This is a genomic window from Cohnella sp. GCM10027633, assembly GCF_042675445.1.
Lineage (GTDB): Bacteria > Bacillota > Bacilli > Paenibacillales > Paenibacillaceae > Cohnella.
In genome coordinates, this window is sequence record NZ_JBHTGV010000004.1 from 225587 (window position 1) to 246566 (window position 20980).

23 protein-coding genes are annotated in these 20980 nt (G+C 59.2%); 3 read left to right on the forward strand and 20 right to left on the reverse strand.

Translation table 11 applies throughout. The features are described from left to right. Positions 1–15: 15 nt before the first annotated feature. From ACFQZG_RS12500 to ACFQZG_RS12540, 9 genes are all read right to left on the reverse strand, one after another. Positions 16–453, reverse strand: a complete 438-nt coding sequence (locus ACFQZG_RS12500) for a hypothetical protein (protein ID WP_378152905.1) — start codon at positions 451–453, stop codon at positions 16–18. Positions 454–702: 249 nt separating this feature from the next. Continuing rightward, positions 703–1800 (reverse strand): A/G-specific adenine glycosylase, encoded by a 1098-nt coding sequence (gene mutY / locus ACFQZG_RS12505; protein ID WP_378152907.1) that lies wholly within the window; start codon positions 1798–1800, stop codon positions 703–705. A 5-nt stretch (positions 1801–1805) separates the two neighbouring features. Then, entirely contained in the window at positions 1806–2666 is an 861-nt protein-coding gene (locus ACFQZG_RS12510) for a helix-turn-helix domain-containing protein (protein ID WP_378152909.1), read from the reverse strand. A 116-nt stretch (positions 2667–2782) separates the two neighbouring features. Continuing rightward, entirely contained in the window at positions 2783–3187 is a 405-nt protein-coding gene (gene acpS / locus ACFQZG_RS12515) for a holo-ACP synthase (RefSeq protein ID WP_378152911.1), read from the reverse strand. A gap of 1 nt (position 3188) precedes the next feature. After that, positions 3189–3998, reverse strand: a complete 810-nt coding sequence (nadE, locus tag ACFQZG_RS12520; protein ID WP_378152913.1) for an ammonia-dependent NAD(+) synthetase — start codon at positions 3996–3998, stop codon at positions 3189–3191. Positions 3999–4104: 106 nt separating this feature from the next. Continuing rightward, on the reverse strand, positions 4105–4539 hold the full coding sequence (locus ACFQZG_RS12525) for a BrxA/BrxB family bacilliredoxin (protein WP_378152915.1): 435 nt from the start codon (positions 4537–4539) through the stop codon (positions 4105–4107). Between the two features lie 152 nt (positions 4540–4691). Continuing rightward, positions 4692–5108 (reverse strand): DUF3905 domain-containing protein, encoded by a 417-nt coding sequence (locus ACFQZG_RS12530; protein WP_378152917.1) that lies wholly within the window; start codon positions 5106–5108, stop codon positions 4692–4694. A gap of 22 nt (positions 5109–5130) precedes the next feature. Next, positions 5131–5256 (reverse strand): spore protein, encoded by a 126-nt coding sequence (locus ACFQZG_RS12535; protein ID WP_378152919.1) that lies wholly within the window; start codon positions 5254–5256, stop codon positions 5131–5133. A 75-nt stretch (positions 5257–5331) separates the two neighbouring features. Further along, a complete protein-coding gene (locus ACFQZG_RS12540) occupies positions 5332–6993 on the reverse strand; it encodes an ATP-binding protein (protein WP_378152921.1) in 1662 nt (553 codons plus the stop codon). Positions 6994–7170: 177 nt separating this feature from the next. Between ACFQZG_RS12540 and ACFQZG_RS12545 the strand changes: the two genes are divergently transcribed. Further along, positions 7171–8439 (forward strand): BaiN/RdsA family NAD(P)/FAD-dependent oxidoreductase, encoded by a 1269-nt coding sequence (locus tag ACFQZG_RS12545; RefSeq protein WP_378152923.1) that lies wholly within the window; start codon positions 7171–7173, stop codon positions 8437–8439. Positions 8440–8481: 42 nt separating this feature from the next. On the opposite strand, the gene ACFQZG_RS12550 is transcribed toward ACFQZG_RS12545, so the two are convergent. From ACFQZG_RS12550 to xylA, 7 genes are all read right to left on the reverse strand, one after another. Beyond that, positions 8482–8934, reverse strand: coding sequence for a hypothetical protein (locus tag ACFQZG_RS12550; RefSeq protein ID WP_378152925.1), 453 nt, complete (start codon positions 8932–8934; stop codon positions 8482–8484). 43 nt (positions 8935–8977) lie between these two features. Next, a complete protein-coding gene (locus ACFQZG_RS12555) occupies positions 8978–9538 on the reverse strand; it encodes a deaminase domain-containing protein (protein WP_378152927.1) in 561 nt (186 codons plus the stop codon). A 91-nt stretch (positions 9539–9629) separates the two neighbouring features. After that, positions 9630–10004 (reverse strand): hypothetical protein, encoded by a 375-nt coding sequence (locus ACFQZG_RS12560; RefSeq protein WP_378152929.1) that lies wholly within the window; start codon positions 10002–10004, stop codon positions 9630–9632. A gap of 71 nt (positions 10005–10075) precedes the next feature. Continuing rightward, positions 10076–10948 carry a DUF1835 domain-containing protein gene (locus ACFQZG_RS12565; RefSeq protein ID WP_378152931.1) on the reverse strand — a complete coding sequence of 291 codons (873 nt, stop codon included), beginning with the start codon at positions 10946–10948 and terminating at the stop codon, positions 10076–10078. Beyond that, positions 10945–11805 (reverse strand): SDR family oxidoreductase, encoded by an 861-nt coding sequence (locus ACFQZG_RS12570; protein WP_378152933.1) that lies wholly within the window; start codon positions 11803–11805, stop codon positions 10945–10947. The genes ACFQZG_RS12565 and ACFQZG_RS12570 overlap by 4 nt, the downstream gene beginning before the upstream one ends. 121 nt (positions 11806–11926) lie before the next feature. Beyond that, positions 11927–13423, reverse strand: coding sequence for a xylulokinase (xylB, locus tag ACFQZG_RS12575; RefSeq protein WP_378152935.1), 1497 nt, complete (start codon positions 13421–13423; stop codon positions 11927–11929). Between the two features lie 197 nt (positions 13424–13620). Beyond that, the gene (gene xylA, locus ACFQZG_RS12580) at positions 13621–14940 is read right to left on the reverse strand and encodes a xylose isomerase (RefSeq protein ID WP_378152937.1); all 1320 of its coding nucleotides are present in this window, start codon (positions 14938–14940) and stop codon (positions 13621–13623) included. Between the two features lie 154 nt (positions 14941–15094). Between xylA and ACFQZG_RS12585 the strand changes: the two genes are divergently transcribed. Then, positions 15095–16255, forward strand: coding sequence for an ROK family protein (locus tag ACFQZG_RS12585; protein WP_378152939.1), 1161 nt, complete (start codon positions 15095–15097; stop codon positions 16253–16255). A gap of 484 nt (positions 16256–16739) precedes the next feature. Further along, positions 16740–17060: an ArsR/SmtB family transcription factor gene (locus tag ACFQZG_RS12590; protein WP_378152941.1), complete on the forward strand. Its 321-nt coding sequence runs from the start codon at positions 16740–16742 to the stop codon at positions 17058–17060. A gap of 118 nt (positions 17061–17178) precedes the next feature. Here ACFQZG_RS12590 and ACFQZG_RS12595 read toward each other — a convergent pair whose 3' ends face one another. The 4 genes from ACFQZG_RS12595 to ACFQZG_RS12610 form a co-directional block, all read right to left on the reverse strand. Next, positions 17179–18033: a hypothetical protein gene (locus tag ACFQZG_RS12595; RefSeq protein WP_378152943.1), complete on the reverse strand. Its 855-nt coding sequence runs from the start codon at positions 18031–18033 to the stop codon at positions 17179–17181. Positions 18034–18149: 116 nt separating this feature from the next. Then, a complete protein-coding gene (locus ACFQZG_RS12600; protein WP_378152945.1) occupies positions 18150–18509 on the reverse strand; it encodes a response regulator in 360 nt (119 codons plus the stop codon). 15 nt (positions 18510–18524) lie between these two features. Then, the gene (locus ACFQZG_RS12605; RefSeq protein ID WP_378152947.1) at positions 18525–18968 is read right to left on the reverse strand and encodes a chemotaxis protein CheX; all 444 of its coding nucleotides are present in this window, start codon (positions 18966–18968) and stop codon (positions 18525–18527) included. Between the two features lie 83 nt (positions 18969–19051). Further along, entirely contained in the window at positions 19052–20863 is a 1812-nt protein-coding gene (locus ACFQZG_RS12610) for a glycoside hydrolase family 9 protein (RefSeq protein WP_378152949.1), read from the reverse strand. Between the last annotated feature and the right edge of the window lie 117 nt (positions 20864–20980).

Genomic DNA, 20980 nt, shown 5'->3' on the forward strand with positions numbered 1-20980 from the left:
ATTTCTCTCCTCGTTCTAGTGGATACTGGTTTCGTTGCTAGGGGTAATCCCGTAATCCTCTTGAAGCTGAATGGTGCAATCTATGATGTTCATCAGTTGGCCGCGCGCTTGATGAATGAAGCCCATGATCGAATCCTGCAGATTGGCCGTCGACACCGTCGCGTTCAGCCACAGCTTGCGGTCCAAGATCGCCAGCGTCAGCTCGTATTGCGATTTGTAGCTTTTGATTTCCTCGTAGATCGTCGTCTGCAAGTAAAGCTCCGGCAGCACGATCGAATACATGAGCACCGGCGGTTCGTGTTTCATCTCCGTGATTTGCAGTTGCTCTTGGTTCGGATAGTTCCGCTTGATCCATCTGACGCCTTGCTCGTACCTGCGATCTTCCCGCCACACGGGCTCGAACTTCTGGAATGCCTCGATGATCAATTGTTTGTAGAATTGAATTAAGGTCATCGGCCGTCACGCTTCTCCATGGGTGATTACCCCTCTCGTTTCCATTGCGTTGTCAGCGTTGCTGTTACGTTAAAGATACCGAACAATTATGTGATCTTTCCCGGATTGAATGTTATAAAAGCATGTTTTTTCCGCGACGAACGAACCGAATATGAGACGACTGTTAGCAAAGTGTGAAGGGTAGGAGAATTCGCCCGCAACGAAAAAAAGCCCCGCCGCGGCCGGCGAACCGGTACGGCGAGGCTTCCCTCAATGAGGACGCGAGATGAAATATTCCGTTAACAATTTGCGGAACACGTTAGGCCAAGAGTAGTTCTCGAATTCCTCCGGTCCGACCCAGCGGTAATGCGCCGGCAGCCGGAGCTCCTCCAGCGGCGCGGCGCCGATGACGCGCACCTGCCAGACGAGATGCGTGAACACGTGCTGCGCGTCCGCCAGATGCTCCGTCGGCCGGACGCGCAGCCCTTCTTCGGCCAAGGCAGCCGCCGCCAGACGGCCGGCGGCCGCCGGGTCTTCCCAGACGGCGGCGTCCGCCGTCTCGATATGCGGCAGCTCCCACATGCTCGCGAGCAGCCCGGTGCCCGGCCTCTGCCGCACGAGCACTTGGCCCGCATGGCGACCGACGCCTTCGACTAACGCGGCGACCCGCGCCACCGGCTTCGGCGGCTTCGCCTTGCTCTTCACCGGCAGCTCGCGTTCGCGTCCGGCCTCGCGCGCCATGCAATGGAGCGCTACCGGGCAATCCCCGCACGACGGGCTCTTCGGCGTGCACACCATGGCCCCGAGCTCCATGAGCGCTTGGTTGAAGTCGCTTGCTTCCCCTTCCGGAATAAGCGCTGCCGCCAGGCTCTCCATGCCAACGCGCGTCGCGGGCTTGGCGATATCGTCCTCGAGCAGGAAGTACCGCGACAGCACGCGCATGACGTTGCCGTCGACCGCGGGCTCGGGTTGATTGTACGCGATGCTCAGAATGGCGCCGGCCGTGTAAGGTCCGACCCCTTTCAATCCCGACACGGCCTTCTTCTCCGAAGGAACCTGCGCTCCGTACCCGGAGACGACCTCGCGGACGGCGGCCTGCAGGTTGCGGGCCCGCGAGTAGTAGCCGAGCCCTTCCCAGTGCTTCAGCACGTCCTCTTCCGGCGCCTCGGCCAGCTCCCGCAACGTCGGGAAGCGCCCGACGAACCGGTTGAAGTAAGGAATGACCGTCTCGACCCGCGTCTGCTGCAGCATGATCTCCGACACCCAGATGTGGTACGGATCCTTCGTGCGGCGCCAAGGCAGATCGCGGCGTTCTCTTTTATACCAACGCAGCAGCTCCGTGCTGAAATACCGTCTTGCTTCGCTCACCGAATCTATACCCCTTCTCCCGTCGCGGCTATGAAGTTCATCGTTCCCTGTTTGCGGAAGCGGCTCGGCGACAGCCCCGTATGCGACTTGAACATGCGGGAGAAATAGTAGATTTGCATCCCGACTTTGTTCGCGACCGCCGATACGTTGCATTCCGGCTGCAGCAGCAGCCCTTTGGCCGTCTCCATTCGCCGTTGGTTCACGTATTGTATGGGAGAATATCCCATCATACCTTTGAAGAACATAATGAAATAGTTCGGGTGCAAGTAGACTTGCTTCGCCAGCTCTTCCACCGTAATATTATCCGCCAGATGATTATCGATATATTGAATCACCGCTTCGATCTTCTGCAGATCGTGCGACGGAGCCTTCTCGTTCGCGTCGATCGATAGATTGTCGATATAGGCGCTGATCAGCTCGAGCATTAACGACTTCAAGCGAAGTCTCGACGTCAGCCGCTCATGACCCAAGTATTCGAAGATGCGCTCGAATACGGACGCAACCTCTCCGAAGCTTGCCACTTGCGTCACGGACGGCAAGCTCAAGCTGCGATACAAGTCCCGATCTTCGTAGCTCGCGCGAAAATGTACCCATTGCACGGTCAGAGTCGTCCCCGGCGCCGGCTCGAACCGATGCGCGATGCCCGAGAGCAACACGCACAGAGTACCGCTCGCGATCGGCAGCGTCTTGCCTTGCATGTGCAAGCGCCCTTCGCCTTTGGCGATCCATACGAACCGATTGCAATCGAATACCGCTTCCTTCGCCTCGGCGGAATCCGCTCCGATGACGGTTTCCGCCGCCGCGGCGACTTCGATCTGCATCTGTTCGAAATGTTTCATCATGATCGATACGTACGTTGTCGTCATTAGAGCTCCCCGTTCGAAATGGCTTCCTATCGTTCGGCCATCTGAAATCTATTATACGCTACCTATATATTGGAGTAAATTTACAAAATAAAACAGCCCACGTTGAGGTGGGCCGTCTATCGGTCCTTCTCGATTAAGGCGGTGGCGGCGGCCATGGAACGTTCGTGCGTAATCGCCACGTGGATGCGCGGCGGGCGCCCCGCGAGCCCGAGCCGTTCCAGCGCCGCTTCCGACAGCCGGCATACCGGCTTCCCGTATTCGTCCGGCAGCGCCTCGATATCCTGGAAGCCGACGATCGCCCCGATGCCGCAGCCGAGCGCCTTCACGACCGCTTCCTTCATGGCGAACCTGCCCGCCACGTATTGCACTCGCCGCATGTGCGTCAAGCCTTCCGACGTCTTCCGTTCGCTCGGCGTCAGCACTCTTGCCGAGAACCGCTCTCCGGCCGATCCGGAGAGCACCGACGCTACCCGCTCCAGCTCGACGATATCCAATCCGATTCCGACGATTTCCGCCCTCATCTTATATGCCCGGTATCGGCTTGCGTTTGTGTTCGGTGCGAAGGTAGCGCTGCTCTAGCTTCTCTCTCGCTTGCGGTGAAATCTCTTTGCCTTCCAGATAATCGCTGTTGTCCTCGTACGTGACCCCGAGCTCGGCCTCGTCCGTCTGTCCTTCCCACAATCCGGCCGTCGGCGCCTTGTCGATGACCGCGGCGGGGACGCCGAGCGCTCGCGCGAGCTGACGAATCTGGCGCTTATCGAGCGTGCTGAGAGGCGTCACGTCGACTGCGCCGTCGCCCCACTTCGTGAAGAAGCCCGTGAGCGCCTCGGAAGCGTGGTCTGTTCCGACGACGAGCAAGTTCAGATCGAACGCGAGCGCATACTGGACGACCATGCGCGTCCGCGCCTTCACGTTGCCCTTGCCGCCGCGGCTCATATGCCGATGGATGCCGAGCGACTTGAAGGCGTATTCCGTCTCGATCACGATTTCGTCCACGGCCTGCTCGATATTCGTCTCGGCCTTGCGCGTCAATCCGAACGCCTCGGCGACCGCGTAGCTATGCTGAATGTCCTCTTGCTCTCCGTACGGCTGGAAGACGCCCAGCGTCATATATTCCCGGCCCGTCTCCGCCGACAGCTCGTCCGTCGCCCGTTTGCACAGACCGGCAGCCACCGCGCTGTCCACGCCGCCGCTGATCGCGATCAGCAGTCCGGTCGCGCCCGCTTCCTTCACGTAGCTCTTCAAGAACGCTACGCGCCTTGCGATTTCCGTATCGGCGTCGATCGTCGGCTTCACGCCGAGCGCCGCGATAATTCGCTGCTGCAAGCTCATCGTCCCTGTCCCCTTTAACCGCTTATCGCCGTTCACCCGAAGCCCCGAAACGCAAAATATCCCGGGAACGCAGCCGGTCTAGCCGCGTCCCGGGATACTAGGCCGATTACCGGCAGTAACGATCGAACGCATCCGTCAAGTCGGCCGCGATGTCGTCGGCGCTGCGGTTCTCGATCTGATGTCTCTCGATGAAGTGCACGAGCTCTCCGTCCTTCAGCAAAGCGATGGACGGCGAAGACGGCGGGTAAGGCAGGAAGTATTCGCGTGCTTTCGCGGTCGCTTCCTTGTCTTGTCCGGCGAATACCGTGAACGTGTGATCCGGCAGCGCGTCATGCCGAAGCGCTTGCGCGACGCCCGGACGGCATTGGCCGGCGGCGCAGCCGCACACCGAGTTGATGACGACCAATGAGGTTCCCTTCGCGTTCGGAAGCTCGCTCTCTACTTCCTCCGGCGTTCTAAGCTCCTGAATGCCGAGCCGCGTCAGATCGTCGCGCATCGGTTGAATCATATCCATCATATAGCGTTCGAAAGACATCGACACTACAATCGCCTCGCATTCTGTTGCGGGATCTCGCCCGCGATTTCCTTCATTATAACGCGCCGGCGCAAGCCCCGTCAAAACCTTCCCCGAACGCGCCGAAGACCGAACCCATGGGACGCCCTAGGCTCGGCCTTCGTCATCTGGTCTTCCGTTCATGGCTCGTCCAATACTTCGGGCACCGGAAAATATTCGTCGTCGTCGAATTCCGCCGAGGCGGAAGCCGAGTGAGTCGGGTGCATGAACAACCCGGAGAAAGGCGCGATGCCCTTCTCGAACAAGTCCCGGTTCTCTCGGGTCAGGAAGCCGATGTCTTTGTACGGATGCACCCACTGCCCTCCGGACATGATCGAGGGGTCCGTGTCGCTGCTCCAGTTCTCGAGCGGAGATTGCGGAGATTCGTAATCGTGATCCCCGACCACAACGCCGTGTTCGTTGACGAACGGCTCCCGCGGGCCCCGGTTGTCGCGGAATTCCGCCCGAAATTCGATTTCGAACGGATCGAGCTCGGAATCGTCGCGGCTTTGCGCCGGTTTCACGTTCGCATAGGATGGATGGGTATCGTCCCTCATGCCGCCCTGCCGCGTCTAGTCTTCACGTCGACGGACGATTCGGTCCGTCCAGTCTTTTGTCGTATCCGGGGGAAGTCGGCGAACGGTCTTTCTTGCCTTGGCTGGCGGATTTGCCCGCGGTCTGCCCGCGATCTTGAGACTGGGTCATGGGAGCTTCCTCCTTGGTTGGATGTATCCCCCGTAGTGTATCCCGATCGTCCTCCCTTATCCGCCCGCCGGGCGATCATTGCCAACAATTTCGCCCCGGCTTGCACAACGACACGATGATCGTCGTCCCTTGTCCCGGCACCGATTCGACGTGGATTTTGCCGTTATGACGCTCGACGATGCTGAGGCATAGCGCAAGCCCGAGTCCGGTTCCGTTCGCCTTCGTCGTATAGAACGGCTCGAACAGCTTCTCCAGCTTCTCCTGGGAGATGCCGACGCCCGAGTCGATGACCCGCAATTGGATAATGTCTTGCAGATTGATCGTCTCGATCCGCAGCACGCCTTTGTCGTTCATCGCTTCCATGCCGTTGCGCGCCAAATTCAGAATGAGCTGCTTGATTTCCTTGCTGTTCAGATTGAGCATCTCCATCCGGTCGCACAGCTTCACTTCGAACACTTGCCCCCGCATGTTCGCGTCCGCCCAGATGAGCGGAATGACGTCGTTCAGCACGTCGTGAAGATCGCCCAACTCCTTCTCGACGATCCGGTTCTGCGCGAGCGACAAGAAGTCGTTGATGATGGCGTTGGCGCGATCGAGTTCCTCCAGCACGATGCGAAAATACGACTGCTGCTCCGGCGCGCTGCGCTCGTCGAGCAACTGGATGAAGCCGCGGATGACGGCCATCGGGTTGCGGATCTCGTGCGTAATGCTCGCCGCCATCTGGCCGACGAGGCTCAGCCGCTCCATGCGGTCGACCTCGTCCTTCAATCGCTGCAATTCCGTGATGTCCTGCCCCACGTGCAGAATGCCCTCGAGCTGCCGCGAAGGCACCTCTACGACCCTGCAGGTGACCGTGTAATAGACTCGACCCCGGTAGCGCACGATCTCCGTGAAACGTTCTTCTCCGTTCCTGATTCGCTCGACGGGGGAAACCTCCAGTTGCTTCTCCCTGTTCGAGTAGATGTCGTCCAACGTTCGTCCGATCAAGTCTTTGCGCGTAAGCGGATGCATGTGCTTAAGCGCCTCTTCGTTAATATGGGTCAACAGCCCTTGACCGTCGAAGAAGGCGACCGTCAGCGGCGTATTGTCGATGAGCAATTGCAGCCTCCGCATCTCGTTCAAGTACTTCTGCGAGACGACGCGCAGTTGGGACTGCATGCGGACGCGTTCGTACGTCATCTCCGCGAGATGGACCGTAACGTAAATCACGATCAAGAAGACGCAACCATAGAGCAGGACGGGACCGAAGTACGCCGACAGATCGTCCGGCCGGAATTTGTATATGCATATCGCGTGACTAAGCAGATAGAAGGTCAGAAGTACGCCGCACAAGAGCGACACTTGCTTCATCTTGACCGCGTAGCCGCGTTGCGTGAAGGACGCCGCGCGAACGTACAGGAGCGGCAGGAAAACGAGGAGAGTAGCCGCCAACATAGCGTACTGCCACAGCTCCGTCAATTGCGGAATTCTTGTCGCGAGGTAGAGTACCGTAAGGAACGCCGCGGTCGGAATTCCGCCGTAGAGCGATCCGATCGTAAGCAGCACGTAGCGCAAGTCGAAATTTTGCCCGAGCTCGGTATAGGCCGCGTATTGGAACGTAAGCACCATCGAAGCGCCGCAGACGACGCCGATGAACGCCGAGACGTAACGGCTGCGTTCGGGACGGTCGTACCAGATCAAGAACAGGAATGCGGGAAGTAGCGCGATCAATGTTTGCAGCAGCGTATCCTTCCACATTCCTGCTCGTCCTCCCGGATATATCGAATATATATACGAATAATTTAGCAAATATTAGCGGGTATTAGGGATTTAATACCATTAGTTAACCACATTTATTCGATTGTTACAATAAACATCGATAGCCGAATTCGGGTATACTTGTACTAGCATATCGATAATAGGGGCAAACGAACGATGAACTATGACGTAATAATCGTCGGGGCCGGATCCTCCGGACTTATGGCGGGCGTAGCCGCGAGCGAAGCCGGGGCGAAGGTGCTGCTGCTGGACAAGGGAGACAAGCTCGGGCGCAAGCTGGGCATTTCGGGCGGCGGCAGGTGCAACGTCACGAACGCCAAAGAACTCGACGAGCTGATCAAACATATTCCCGGCAACGGCCGGTTTCTGTACAGCGCGCTCGCCACGTTCGGCAATCGCGACATCGTCGCGTTCTTCGAACGAATGGGCATCGAGCTGAAGGAAGAAGACAACGGCAGAATGTTCCCCGTCTCGGACAAGGCGAAGACGGTCGTGGACGCGCTCGTGAACCAAGTGCGCGCGCAAGGCGTGGACATTCGGGTGAATTGCCCGGTCGATCGCGTGCTGTACGAGGACGGCAGAACGGCCGGCGTCGCGCTGGCGACGGGGGAAGTCGCGCGCGGCGCTTGCGTCATCGTGGCCGTCGGAGGCAAGTCGGTGCCCCACACGGGGTCGACGGGAGACGGCTACGCGTGGGCCGAAGCGGCGGGACACACGATCACCGAGCTGTTCCCGACCGAAGTGCCGCTGACGTCGAAGGAGCCGTTCATCCGCAGCAGAGCGTTGCAAGGCTTATCGCTGCGGGACGTCGGCCTGTCGGTGTGGAACGCCAAAGGCAAGAAGATCATCACTCACGAAGGAGACATGATCTTCACCCATTTCGGCTTATCCGGTCCGATTGCGCTGCGATGCAGCCAATTCGTCGTGAAGCAGTTGAAGCAGCAAGGGGGAGCCGCGGCGCAGACGACGATCGACCTGTTGCCGCGTCTGAGCGCCGAAGAAGTATACGAAGAGACGTATGCGCTCGCGAAGAACGAACCGAAGAAGGCGATCAAGAACGTGCTGAAGGGGTACTTGCCCGAACGGATGCTTCCGTACTTATTCGAGCTCGCTGGGCTGAAGGAAGACTTGACGTTCGACAACTTGCCGAAGCAAGCTTGGAACGACTTGGCTCGCATCGTCAAAGCGTTTCCCGTCGCGGTGAACGGCACACTGTCCATCGAGGAAGCTTTCGTGACGGGCGGGGGCGTGAACTTGAAGGAGATCGATCCGAGGACGATGCAGTCGAAGCAGATGGACGGACTCTATTTCTGCGGAGAAATATTGGACATTCACGGCTACACGGGCGGCTATAACATCACCGCCGCATTCTCGACCGGCTTCACCGCGGGCAAGAACGCCGCCGAGCAGGCACAAAAATGGTAATAAAAAAATACCCCGCCTTCACGAACCTGTGATGGCGGGTGTTCAATGACCGTTATTTATCCTTTTTAGGCTCCTGCTGACTTTTGGCGTTTTCAAGATATCTTCTTTGATCTCTAAGCGGCCTACGATATTGCCCAGATGATCGATAAACCTATATTCTACGTTTTCACCCGAAATTAATGAATTAAACCGATTGTCGATTGAACCTAACTCGTCTCTCGTTCGCTCTATCCAATCCATTACTTCTTGTTTCATTGCATCATCCTTATAATTTGCGGCATCATTTAGTACACGAAACTTCTCAAAAATAACACCTGCATTTGAAACTTGTTTGCGAGTCCATGATTCGACCTCATCGTAAATAGAGTAAGTTATATCTGCATAGTCGGGATTCAACTGTCCTTCCTGCAACTCTCTCCAAAGATAATCGATATACATAACAACTTCATCTGTTGACTTGTCGTTAAAGTCTTCGCCCGTAAGACCAACTGCCATGACATCTCCTCCTTGACCTTAATTATATTTGTTACCCTTTTCCTTAGGAATAATCTTCGCAATCCGAACATTTTTCATGGAAATAAATATTTAAACTGATGTTACGAAAGAGATTCAAAAAATTAATGATAACAAAATCGCAGCTAATACAAGGCTCTAATGTCGTATATAGATGTACGTCTCCTGTTGTTTCTGCTGTGAATCTCCGGCTTAGTTCCTCTAGAAACGTGACTTCGGTATCGTTATTCCTGTTAATAGGCGGAATCTTTACTCTGAACTTTTCAGGATACTGTAAATTAATGTTTCTTGTATATCCTGCTTTTAAATTGTTTTCGAATGGTTTGTCTTCTCCATGTTTAACGATAAGAAGACCTTTTAGTGGGTGATCGTGCCTTGATAGCTTACTGTGAGCCATCAAATGATCCGATAAAGGAAACCCCTCTCTCGTTTTATCTACAGTATACTCTAGATAGGCGAGGTTTTTAGTCGTAAAAGCGATAAGCCAATATTCTCCGTCCGGATGTTCAAATAATTTATCTCGATGTCCTTGTTCGATGATTTCAGTTAGCTTTTGCTGCGCATTCCTATCTCCTCCCGCATCCATATTATACCATAAAAGTTGAGAGGGGGATATCAGTCCAACTTAATAGCCCTGCCTCCGATGAAGGAAGCAGGGCCGATTCGTTCGCTACCGATTATCGCGCGTCGAAGCGATCGTAGGAACCGTCGTCCGGGTCGAAGTCTCGTTCGTCGGACGCCGCGTTGCCTGCGAGCTCCCGATATTGATCCTCCCAGTCCTCGTTCACCGTATGCGCCGGAATCGGTATCGCATCCATTCCGTACGCGACGTCGGTAATGACCACCGCCTCCGCCGGGGCGTGCTCCATCAATTGCCCCGCGTAGCACTGCACGATCTCCAGCGCCGAGGTCAGATCCTCGTTATGCACGTGAATATGCAGGCGCCCTCCCTCGTGAAGCTGCGGCTCGTAGCCGAGCTCTTCAAGCGTATCGCCCGCAAGGGCCGCTTGCCGGGCATCGGGAAATTGGAATAACAATGCGGCGTGGCTCATCGGCTGATCTCTCCGTTCCTGTACCTGATCGTTAGGGTAGTCCCGGATAGGATTGCCAGCCGCCGCGCGCGCTATGCGTTGCCCGACGAGAGCTCGTTCGACCGGGGCGGCGCCAGCCGCTTGCCGGACAGCACTTCCCTGCCGGCTTCCGCCAGAAGCACGTCGTCTCGCCGAAGGCTGATCATCGGCGGTTCGCAAGCGTCCAAGCACCGGAGAATATGCCAATATTGCAGATCGCCCATCCCGAACAGGTCGCAATGCTTGGAAACGAGCTGGAACAGCTTGAACTTGGACAAGCGTCCTTCGGCCTGCTCCGCGAGCTTCGTTAGCGTAATCCTCTCGACATGGCCGAGACCGTCCGCTCCCGGCCAGCGATTCAGATGAAACCGTAGGGCCGAAGACGTAACCGGATGCTTCCTGCCCTTCACGGATACCCAGAGCTCGAGGCCCGCGCGGTCGTTCTTCGCGTAAGCTTCCCAAGCGGACGCCAGCTCCGACACTTCGTCGGCGCGGAGCGTCGAGCGGGAACGGTCCCAGGCGTCCCCAAGCCGGTCGTCGGAATAAGGACCCGCAGGCAACGCCACGAGTTCCAGCGAAGTCCGATTCGTAACGGCGACCGTTTTCGCCTGATGGCACAACTTCATGAGGATCGCATGGTCGAACAGATCCGGATCGATCCATAACGCGATCCGAAGCCCGCCCTGAAGCGCCTGCTCGAATGCGGACAACTGATACTCGGTCCGCTCGAAGTACTCTTGCTTCGGGATGCCGTAGAACGTCTCCAGCCATTCCGCCCTGACGGCAAGCCGGGCGTCGAGCGGGCCCGCTGTATAGATTTCGCGCCAGACGAGCACGTCTCCCCCGATGGATGCCGCGCGCAGTTGATCCCCTACGATGTCGCCGTTGACGATATGCAGGAAAGCGTTAGATGTCGTATCTGTCACTTCTTCTTCACTCCCATCGCCTTCAGCGCCGTTCTCTCGATGACTCTCCAAGGCAGCCATTGCTTCGCCGCGAGCGTCAGCTTCTCGCTGCGGGTCGGCATATAGCGCAGCTTCGGCTTCGCGTCGCTGATCGCCCGCCAGATCGTCTCGGCGACGCGCGCCGGATCTCCGCCGTTCGCCGACGAATGCTCCAGCATCGGTTTGAGCCGCCCGTACGTCTCGTAATAAGGAGACTCCGGCGCCGGCTCGCGCAGCGCGGTTATGCTTTTGCGCCAGATCGGCGTCCGGTACGGTCCCGCCTCGATCAAGCTGACTCCGATGCCGAATGCCGCCAACTCGAGACGCAGCGATTCGCCGAAGCCTTCCACCGCATGCTTGGAGGCGACGTACGGCGCCAACGCCGGGAAGCCGATCCGTCCGCTGACGCTGCTGACGAGCACGATTCTCCCCGTTCGACGCGCCCGCATGACCGGCAATGCCGCCTGCGTCATCGCGATGAGCCCGAACACGTTCGTCTCGAACTGCTTCCGCCAATCCTCGATCGGCACCTCTTCGACGAAGCCGCCCGCGGCGAAGCCGGCGTTGTTGACGAGCGCGTCCAAGCGTCCGTGCCTCTCGCGTATCGTCCGAACCGCTTCTTCGATCTGACCCGCGTCCGTCACGTCGAGCTGGATCGGGAGCACGAGGCGTTCGACTCCGCGCTCCCTCGCCCCGTCGTTCAATTCGCTCTGCCTGCCGGCGTCCCGCAACCCCGCGTATACGATCCAGCCTTTATCCGCCAGAAGCAACGCCGTCAATAAGCCGAATCCGCTTCCCGCTCCCGTGACCAACGCGACTCTCTCGTTCCGTTCCGTCATTGCCGCCCTCCTCCGGATAAGAATAAAAGCCTCCTCCCGGTTACCGGCCGGGAATTGCGGAGGCTTAGAAGGAAAAGGGAGGCAACCCTTGATTCCTTGTCTTCTATTGTAACTTACCCGATTAGTTTCGGAAAGCTTTCAAGCTCGCGTTCAGCTCTCGGGTCTGCGCGTACACTTGCTGATAGATTCTGAACAGCTTGCCGTACGCTTCGCTCGTATCGGGATTCGGAACGTACGTGCGCGCGCGCTTGACGAACACTTCGCCGCAAGCGTCCAAGCTCGCGAACCAGCCGCAGCCGACAGCGGCCAGCATCGCCGCTCCGAGCCCCGGACCTTGCTCGTTCTCGAGCGCGACGACGTTCGCTTGGAACACGTCGGCCTGCATCTGGAGCCATACCGGGTTCTTGGCGCCGCCGCCGATCGAGACGATCGTGTCGACCGTCTTGCCCGCCGCGCGGAACAGGTCGATCGATTCGTTAAGCGAGAACGTAATGCCTTCCATGACCGCGCGGGCGAAGTGCGTCCGCGTATGGCTGCCGTCCATGCCGACGAAGCTGCCGCGGATGACCGCGTCCGGATGCGGCGTACGCTCGCCGACGAGATACGGGGTGAACAGCAAGCCGCCCGATCCCGCCGGGATCGCGTCGACGCCGTCCAGCAATTGCTCGTAAGACTCGCCCTTGGCGAACGTATTGCGGAACCAGCTCAGCGAATAACCCGCGGCCAGCGTAACGCCCATCGCATAGAAGGCGTCCGGCTTGCCGTGGTTGAAGAAGTGCACCTTGCCCGCGTAATCCGCGCTCGCATCCGCTTCGTACGTCAGGACGACGCCCGACGTGCCGATGCTGCATAGCGTCACTCCCGGGGACAGGATACCCGCGCCGATCGCTCCGCACGCGTTGTCCGCGCCGCCGGCGAATACCTTCGTCGCCTCAAGCAGGCCGGTAGCGGCCGCCGCTTCCGGCGACAGCGTGCCGACGAGCCCGCTCGCTTCGACGAGAGGCGGACAGAAGGAGGCCGGAAGACCGAACGCGGACAGGACGTCCTCGCTCCAGCGCTTGCCGGCGACGTCGAGCATCAGCGTGCCGGCCGCGTCGGACAAGTCCATATGCGATGCGCCGGTCAAGCGAAGGCGCAAGTAGTCTTTCGGCAGCAAGAATTGCTTCGCTCGCGCGAACGTCTCCGGCTCGTGTTGCTTCACCCATAGAATCTTCGGCAGGGTGAAGCCTTCCAGCGCGGGGTTGCGCGTGACGGACAGCAGCTTGTCGCCTAGCGCGCGCTCGATCTCGCGGCATTGCTCGGTCGTGCGCGTATCGTTCCACAGCATCGCGCGGCGGACCGGCTTGCCGGCTTGGTCCAGCAGCACGAGACCATGCATCTGTCCGGAGAAGCTCATTCCTTCGATGTCTTGCGGCTTCACGCCGGCTTGCGCCGTCAGTTCTTGCAGCGCGCCGATCGTGCCGGTTACCCAGTCCTCCGGCTCCTGCTCGCTCCAGCCGGACTTCTCGTGGAACAGCGGGTATTCCCGCGTCGCTTCCGCCTTGACCGCGCCGTCCTGCGCGATCAGCAGCGTCTTCACCGCGCTCGTGCCCAAGTCTACGCCAATGACGTATTTCATCGGTTCAGTTCCTCCTCGTGTGGGAAAATGCGAACCGCCCCGCCGGGGCTTCCGGGGGGCGGCGTAAGGGGTCCCCGCAAAGTAATCGGTATAAGCTTCGAAGCATCCGGGTCACTTTGTGGGGCACAGTGCGGCGGCTTATGCGCCTAATTCTAATTCGGTTCGTTCGGCATTGCGCAATCGGGATTACGGGATCGTTATAACGCGCCGAACACGACGTCGTTCAACGTGGCTTTCAGCTGCTCGAGACGAGCGGATTCATTCTTGATCGGCTTTGCTTGCAGCGCGTAGGCTTCGAGCGACTTCAGCGTCGCGCGGCCGGATACGATCTCCGCGCCGATGCCTTCGTCGAAGCTGCGGTAACGGTGCGCGAGAATATCGTCGAGCACGCGCTCTTCGATCAGCTTCGCTGCCGCTTTCAGTCCGCGGGCGTACGTGTCCATGCCGGCGATGTGGGCGAAGAACAAGTCCTCGTCCTCGAACGAGGAACGGCGGACTTTGGCGTCGAAGTTGACGCCGCCGCGGCCGATTCCGCCTTCGTTCTTGAGAATCTCGTACATCGCGAGCGTCGTCGCCATAAGGTCGGTAGGGAATTCGTCCGTATCCCAGCCGAGCAGCAGGTCGCCTTGGTTCGCGTCGATCGAACCGAGCATGCCGTTGATGCGGGCGACGTGCAGCTCATGCTCGAACGTGTGACCGGCCAGCGTCGCGTGGTTCGCTTCGATGTTCATTTTGAACTTGTCTTGCAAGCCGTACGTGTGAAGGAACGCGATCGCGGTCGCGGTGTCGAAGTCGTATTGGTGCTTGGACGGCTCCTTCGGCTTCGGCTCGATCAGGAATTGGGCGTCGAAACCGATTTCCTTCGAATAGTCGACCGCCATATGGAGGAAGCGGGCCAGGTTGTCGAGCTCCAGCTTCATGTTCGTGTTCAGCAGCGACTCGTAACCTTCGCGGCCGCCCCAGAACACGTAGTTCTCGGCGCCGAGCTCTTTGCCGACTTCAAGGCCTTTCTTCAACGTCGCGGCGGCGTAAGCGAACACTTCCGCGTTGTTCGACGTGCTCGCGCCGTGAACGTAGCGCGGGTTCGTGAACAGGTTGACGGTGTTCCAGAGCAGCTTCTTGCCCGTCGACTTCTGGTAGTCTTTCAGCATCGCGACGATGACGTCGATGTTCTTGTTCGATTCCGCGAGCGTGGCGCCTTCCGGAGCGATATCGGCGTCATGGAACGCGTAGAACGGAACGTTCAGCTTCTCGAGCATTTCGAAGTTCGCTTCGACGCGCGCTTTCGCTCTGTCGAGCGGGGAGTAGGAATCCCAGCTGCGAACGGCCGTGCCCACGCCGAACGGATCCGCGCCGGCGCCGTTGAACGTATGCCAGTAGGTGACCGCGAAGCGGAGGTGCTCCTCCATCGTTTTGCCGAGCACCACTTCGCTAGGATTGTAGTGCTTGAACGCGAACGGGTTCTTGGAGCCGCGTCCTTCGAATTGAATATTCGGTACGTTGCTGAATTTAGCCATTTCGAATGTATCCTCCTTGTAAGCGTTACCTTCTCGCTTGATGAGATTAGAATAGCACGCCATACTTAGTTTGTCTATCCAATAAACTAAGTTTTTTGCGCGAAAATTGTGCTATAATGTAGATCATTATGGAGTTGAGGAGCCGGAACATACGATGACGACGCCTACTGGAGATCAGGCCTTAATCAAACGAATCAATACGGCGATCGTGCTGGAGTCGATCCTTCGCGGCGCTCCGCTCTCCCGCGCCCAAATCTCCGAGCGTACCGGACTGAACAAGGCCACGGTGTCGAGCCTCGTGCAGGATCTGATCGACGGCTCGCTCGTGCGCGAAACCGGACGGGGCGAGTCGAGCGGGGGGCGCAAGCCGGTTATGCTCGAATTCATCGCGAGCGCCGGCCATGCGATCGGCATCGACCTTGGCGTTAACTATATCCGCGGCGTGTTGATGAATTTGCGGGGCGGCATCGTTCGCGAATGGACGGAGCCGCTTCGGCGCGCCGAGCCCGAGTACGTATTCGGCGAGCTATGCCTCGCGATCGATCAGTTGATCGCGTCCGCTCCGGCTTGTCCTTACGGCATCGTCGGCATCGGCGTCGGCGTGCCGGGTCTCGTGGACGAGGCCGGCTCCGTGCTGTTCGCGCCGAACTTGAAGTGGCGGGACGTGCCGCTCGAGCGGCAGTTATCCGATCGTTACGGCTTGCCGGTAACGATCGATAACGAAGCGAACGCGGGCGCGATCGGCGAGCAGAAGTACGGCGCCGGACGGAACGTCTCCAATCTGGTGTACGTGAGCGTCGGGATCGGGATCGGCACGGGGTTGATTTTGCATAAGGCGCTGTACAAGGGGGCGTCGGGATTCTCCGGGGAGATGGGGCATCTGTCCGTCGAAGCGCACGGCAAGCCGTGCAGCTGCGGCAACCGCGGCTGCTGGGAGATGTACGCCTCGGAGCAATCGTTGCTGGCGCAAGCCGCGGAGCTCGGCTACGGCGATCTGGAGCAGCTGCTCGCGGCGGCCGGGAGCGGCGACGCGAAGGTGCTCTCGCTGTTCAAAGGCATCGGCGAGTATCTCGGCGTGGGCATCGCGAACATTGTCAACGTGTTCAATCCCGACGCGGTCATCATCGGCAACCGGATGAGCCAAGCCCGCGAGTGGCTCGAGACCGAGCTGCGCCAGACGGTCGTGCAGCGCGCGATCGGCTTCCACCTAAGGAAGGTGCAGCTACTGTTCGCCGAGCTCGGCGAGCGATCCGCGATGCTGGGCGCGGCAGAGATGGCGGTGTCCGGCTTCTTCGACCGGCTGAAGGCGACGTAGGCTGGCGGGGGACGCATACGGCACGCACGGGCGGACCGGAAGGGCCTCGGCTCAATAGCGGTGCTACACTCCACTAACTTCGACGTTCTCCGGGACTTCGGCTCATTAGCGGTGCTACACTCCACTAACTCCAAGGTTCTCCGGGACTTCGGCGCATTAGCGGAGCTACACTCCACTAACTCCAAGGTTGTCCGGGACTTCGGCTCATTAGCGGTGCTACACTCCACTAACTCACAGTTTGTCCGGGAATTCGGCTCAATAGCGGAGCTACACTCCGCTAACGCACTAGACTTGGAGCAAGAACGGCAACTTGACCTTCGCTCCGTATCTCCCTGACCGAATTCGGAAGCTTCCGACGCCCTTCGCATTGATCCGACGCTTTTCGCGCGATCCGATAGCCGTCCATGCGAAACCGATGTATAATTATATGTATATGTATTGATCTGACTTGCCCTTCACTCGCGACTCGGACGGAGGCTTTCACATGAGCGATCAACTATCGGAAATGGCCGAATTGCTGAAGCTGCTCGGCGACAGGACGCGGCTTGCGATTCTCGGCTTGCTGCAAGAGAGGGAGCTGTGCGTCGGCGATATGGTCGACCTGCTCGGCACGAGCCAGCCGAACGCGAGCCAGCATCTGCGCAAGCTGAAGAGCGCCGGGTTAGTCCAAGAGACGAAGCGCGGACAGTGGGTGTATTACTCGCTGAACTTGGATGATTTCCCGGACTTGCGCATCTTCCTCTCTCAACTGCCCGGGCGCAGGGAGAGATTGAAGTCGTTGTCGAGCTTGCCGGAGCGCGCGTAGATCGCCCGTTCGCCGTATTCCCGGCAACTCCGGCACTCCTGTTCCCATGCACGACAAATAAGCTTGCCCGAGCCCCGCGACACGACGCGGAAACCCGGGCAAGCTTGTTTATTCGAGGTTACGATTGAACGGAAGCGGTAGGCGATGCCGAAGCCGACGGAGTCTCCCCGGCGCCCTTGCCCGCCCGTTCGCCTCCGAAGCCGCGGCCGCCGTCGCGATGGCCGCCCGGCTTGCCGCCGTGGGCGAAGCCCGTCTCGTTCACGATCTTCGCGGCGATCGTCGGCACTTCAGCCAGACGCTTCGCCGCTTCTTCCTGCGTCAGCTTGCCGTCCGTCACCGCTTGGTTAATGCCGGTCGTTATCGATGCGGCGACCGCGTCGATGACCTTCTGCGCGTCGATGCCCTTCTCCTTGGCAATCGCGGCCAGCGATTTGCCTTCGCCTTCGGCGAGCGCCGCCTTCAACTCCTCGGCGCTAAGCCCGAGCGCCGTCGCCGCGGCGGTCAAATCCAATGGCGTACGGCCGATGCCCTTCTTCCCGATGCCGCCTCGGCCGAAGTCTCCCGCTCCGCCCTTCAGCTCCGAATCGATCAGCTTGTCCAATCCGTCGGCGTACGCTTGCTTGCGTTCTTCCAGCTTCTTGTCGAACGCTACGGTCAACGCCTTCTTCAAGCTTTCGCGCGAGACGCCTTGCGCTTCCGCGATTTCCGCGAGCGTGTCGCCCGCCTTGAGCTTCGCCGCCAGCGCGTCCTTATCCAGCTTCAGCAGATCGAGCACGTCTTGGCCGATCGCCTCTTCCTTGCCGCCGAAGCCTCCCCGAGGCCCGTGTCCCTTATGCTCGCCGCTCACCGCGGACGTTACCGGCTTATTCTCGGCCTTCGCTCCCGAATCGTCGCTCGTCGCCGCATAAGCGCTAAGCGGGATCATGACCGCCAACGCCGCCGCGATGCTGAATGTTCTTGCCGTCTTTCTCATCGTCATCCCTCCAACCGTAGATTGGCCTTGCCTCACCCATTATTCACGCGTTACCTGAAAATGGGATTAGCGCATCCTTAAAAACGGCTGAGAGTTTCCTGAAAGTTCCTCGTTCCTTACGCGAGAGCCTTGCGCAGCGCCTCGAGCACGCGGTCGCTCTGGAACGGCTTCACGACGAAGTCCTTCGCCCCCGCTTGGATCGCTTGCACGACCATGCCTTGTTGTCCCATCGCCGAGCACATGACGATCTTGGCCGCGGCATGCTGCTTCTTGATCTCGCGGACAGCCTCGATCCCTTCCATCTCCGGCATCGTAATGTCCATCGTCACGATATCCGGCTGCAGCTCCTGGTATTTTTGAACCGCGACTTTGCCGTTCTCGGCTTCTCCGACGACCTCGTGGCCGCCTTTGATCAAGATGTCTTTAATCATCATTCTCATGAAAGCGGCATCGTCTACGACTAATACTTTGGCCATTGTTCGATCTCTCCTTTAGTTGCCGCCGAGCAGCATGATCCGCATGTTGCCGACTTCTTCGATGTTCAGCGCCAGACCGTTCTCGTACCCGTCGACCGCCGTCTTCCCGGCGAGCAGCGACGGAGGCGTAATGTCCGCGGAGATGCCGCGATTGCTAAGCAGCGTCGTCGTTCCTCCGGCGATAATGTTGGCGATCTCCCCGACGCAGCTGTCGAGCATCTCGCCTTCCATCGGCATGCCGAACATGACCTCGCTCATCTTGCTGAACATCCGACGTTCGCCGTCGATGATCATTCGCACGCTGATCGGATCGGCGAAGCTGATCGCGACGCCCATCTCGTCGACGGCATCGGGCCGTTCGCCCGCGGTCGCCTCGGCTTGATCGATCGGACGCGGAATGACGTTGCGCATCGAATCGCATAGACTGTCGAGCAACAAATTTTGAATATCCCGGCTCATCGTTGTCTCCCTCTTGACGTTTGATGCTTCTTATTATGCCGGGTAGATTTTGGGAAAGTTCATGCGTAAATGTTTGTTAAATGTTAATTTGCGGATCTGAACGCAGTCAGCGCGACGAACAAAGGGGCATTGTAATCGATGGCGTATTCGTTGCTCGAATAGCTGGATACATCGTCCACATAGCTCTTCGCCGGCGAAACCCCTTGCGCGATTACCTTCTTCAGCGCATCGTCGTCGCCGTACTTGTTCGGCCCGCCGACGAGCAAGCCCGGCACCTTCGTTCCGGACATCATCGAGATCCGATGATGCGCCTTCGCCGGGTAGCGGCTCCCGACGCCGGTTACGTAGCTCATGCCCATCGCGTTGCGGCCGAGCGCGTAGTGAAGCTGATCCAACGCGCCGTTCTCGTAAGCAACGTCCGGCTTCAGCCGGTTCGCGAGCAGCAGAAGCTCCCCGTAGGCAAGCGCGTTCTTATTGGAGCCCCACGCGTATTCGTCCGCCGTCAACGAGAAGCGATAGCCGTCGCCGTCGATTCTTCCAACGATGCCGTCGGCCGCCTGCACGATCGCCGCCGCGGCCTCGTCCCGTCCCGCGGACGGCGTCCTCGAAGCGGTCGCGATCGCCCATTGCCCGAGCAACTGCGCGTTGCCCCAACCTACGATGCCCGGCGGCTTGCCGGCCAGATCGGCGTATTCCCGTTGAACGATCGCGTCGTACGCCTCGTCCCCCGTCGTCTTGAACAGCTCGGACAGCGCCCAGAACCGCTCTTCTCGATCGGACGTCTTATCGTAAGGCCCCGAGCCGGAGTTCTGTCCTTCGTCGACGCGGAAATACGGTTCCGGATGCCCGTCCAACCACGCCTGCGCCCGCTTCGCGCGGTCGAGCAACTCCGAAGCGTACGCCGGATCGAACGGCTCGTAGACGCGGGCGCCCATGGCGGCCGCGCCGGCCAGCATCGCCGTCCCGAACGTCGACTGCCCGAATACGTACCGGTCCTGCAGGTCTTCCGCCGGCAGAATATAAGGCGGGAACGTCATCCCGCTCACCTTGTGGTACGCCGCGCCGTCATCGCGCTGCATGCGCAGCAGCCAATCGAGCTCGTACTTGATCTCCGCGAGCAAGTCCGGCGCCTTCGCGCCTTCCGGCCAGAACGCCTTCTCCCGGTCATCGAGGAACTTCCCGCTCGCTGCTTCCGGGTACAGCTCGTATGCGATCATTAGCTGTCCGACCGTAATCGCCGCCGTCGGCACGTACTTACCGTAGTCGCCCGCGTCGTACCAGCCGCCGCTAACGTCGAGGACCGACGGGTTCCCCTCGTCCTCGTAATACAACCGAGCTTCCTTGTCCTGCTTATGTCCGGCGAGCAGCTTCAGCCCCGTGACCGAATCGTCCTGCTCGAAGTTCGCGCGTTGGAACGTATACGACTTCGCGACCTTCGCCCAAGCATCGTCGAAGACGCCGGCGCCGACGTAGAACGGATCGGAAAGGTTGCCGCCCGCAGCGACTTCGTACCGTCCATCCGCCGTAAGCGACCCGAAGTCGATTCTCGCGACCCAATCGCCCGAATTCGCGTCCATGCTCGCGGCGGGCGACAAACCTTCCCACGCCGTCTTCCCGTCGTTGTCGACGACCTGGACCGCCAGCGGCTCGAACGGTTCGTCCGACGCGAAGACGGCCGTCTTCGGCGCGTTCGGCATATAGCCGACTTGATCGACGTGGATGCGCAGCCCTTCGACTCGCGCTTCCGCGATCGGAATCGGCGTCGCCGATGCCGCGGCGGTCGGCGTCGCGGACGGCTTGACCGAAGGCTCGGCCGCCTCGTTACCGAAGCAACCGGCGGTCAGCGTCATCGCGAGCAAGAGCGCGGGCAAGCTAAGCTTCGTTCGTCTTGGCATGTGTAGTCCCCCGATTCTGGAAAACGTTATCAAACCCATACGGATACGTTCGACTCGTACCGCGAATATTCCTTCGATTAGCGCGACGAGCGCGTAAATTAAAAGCCGACCGGACTC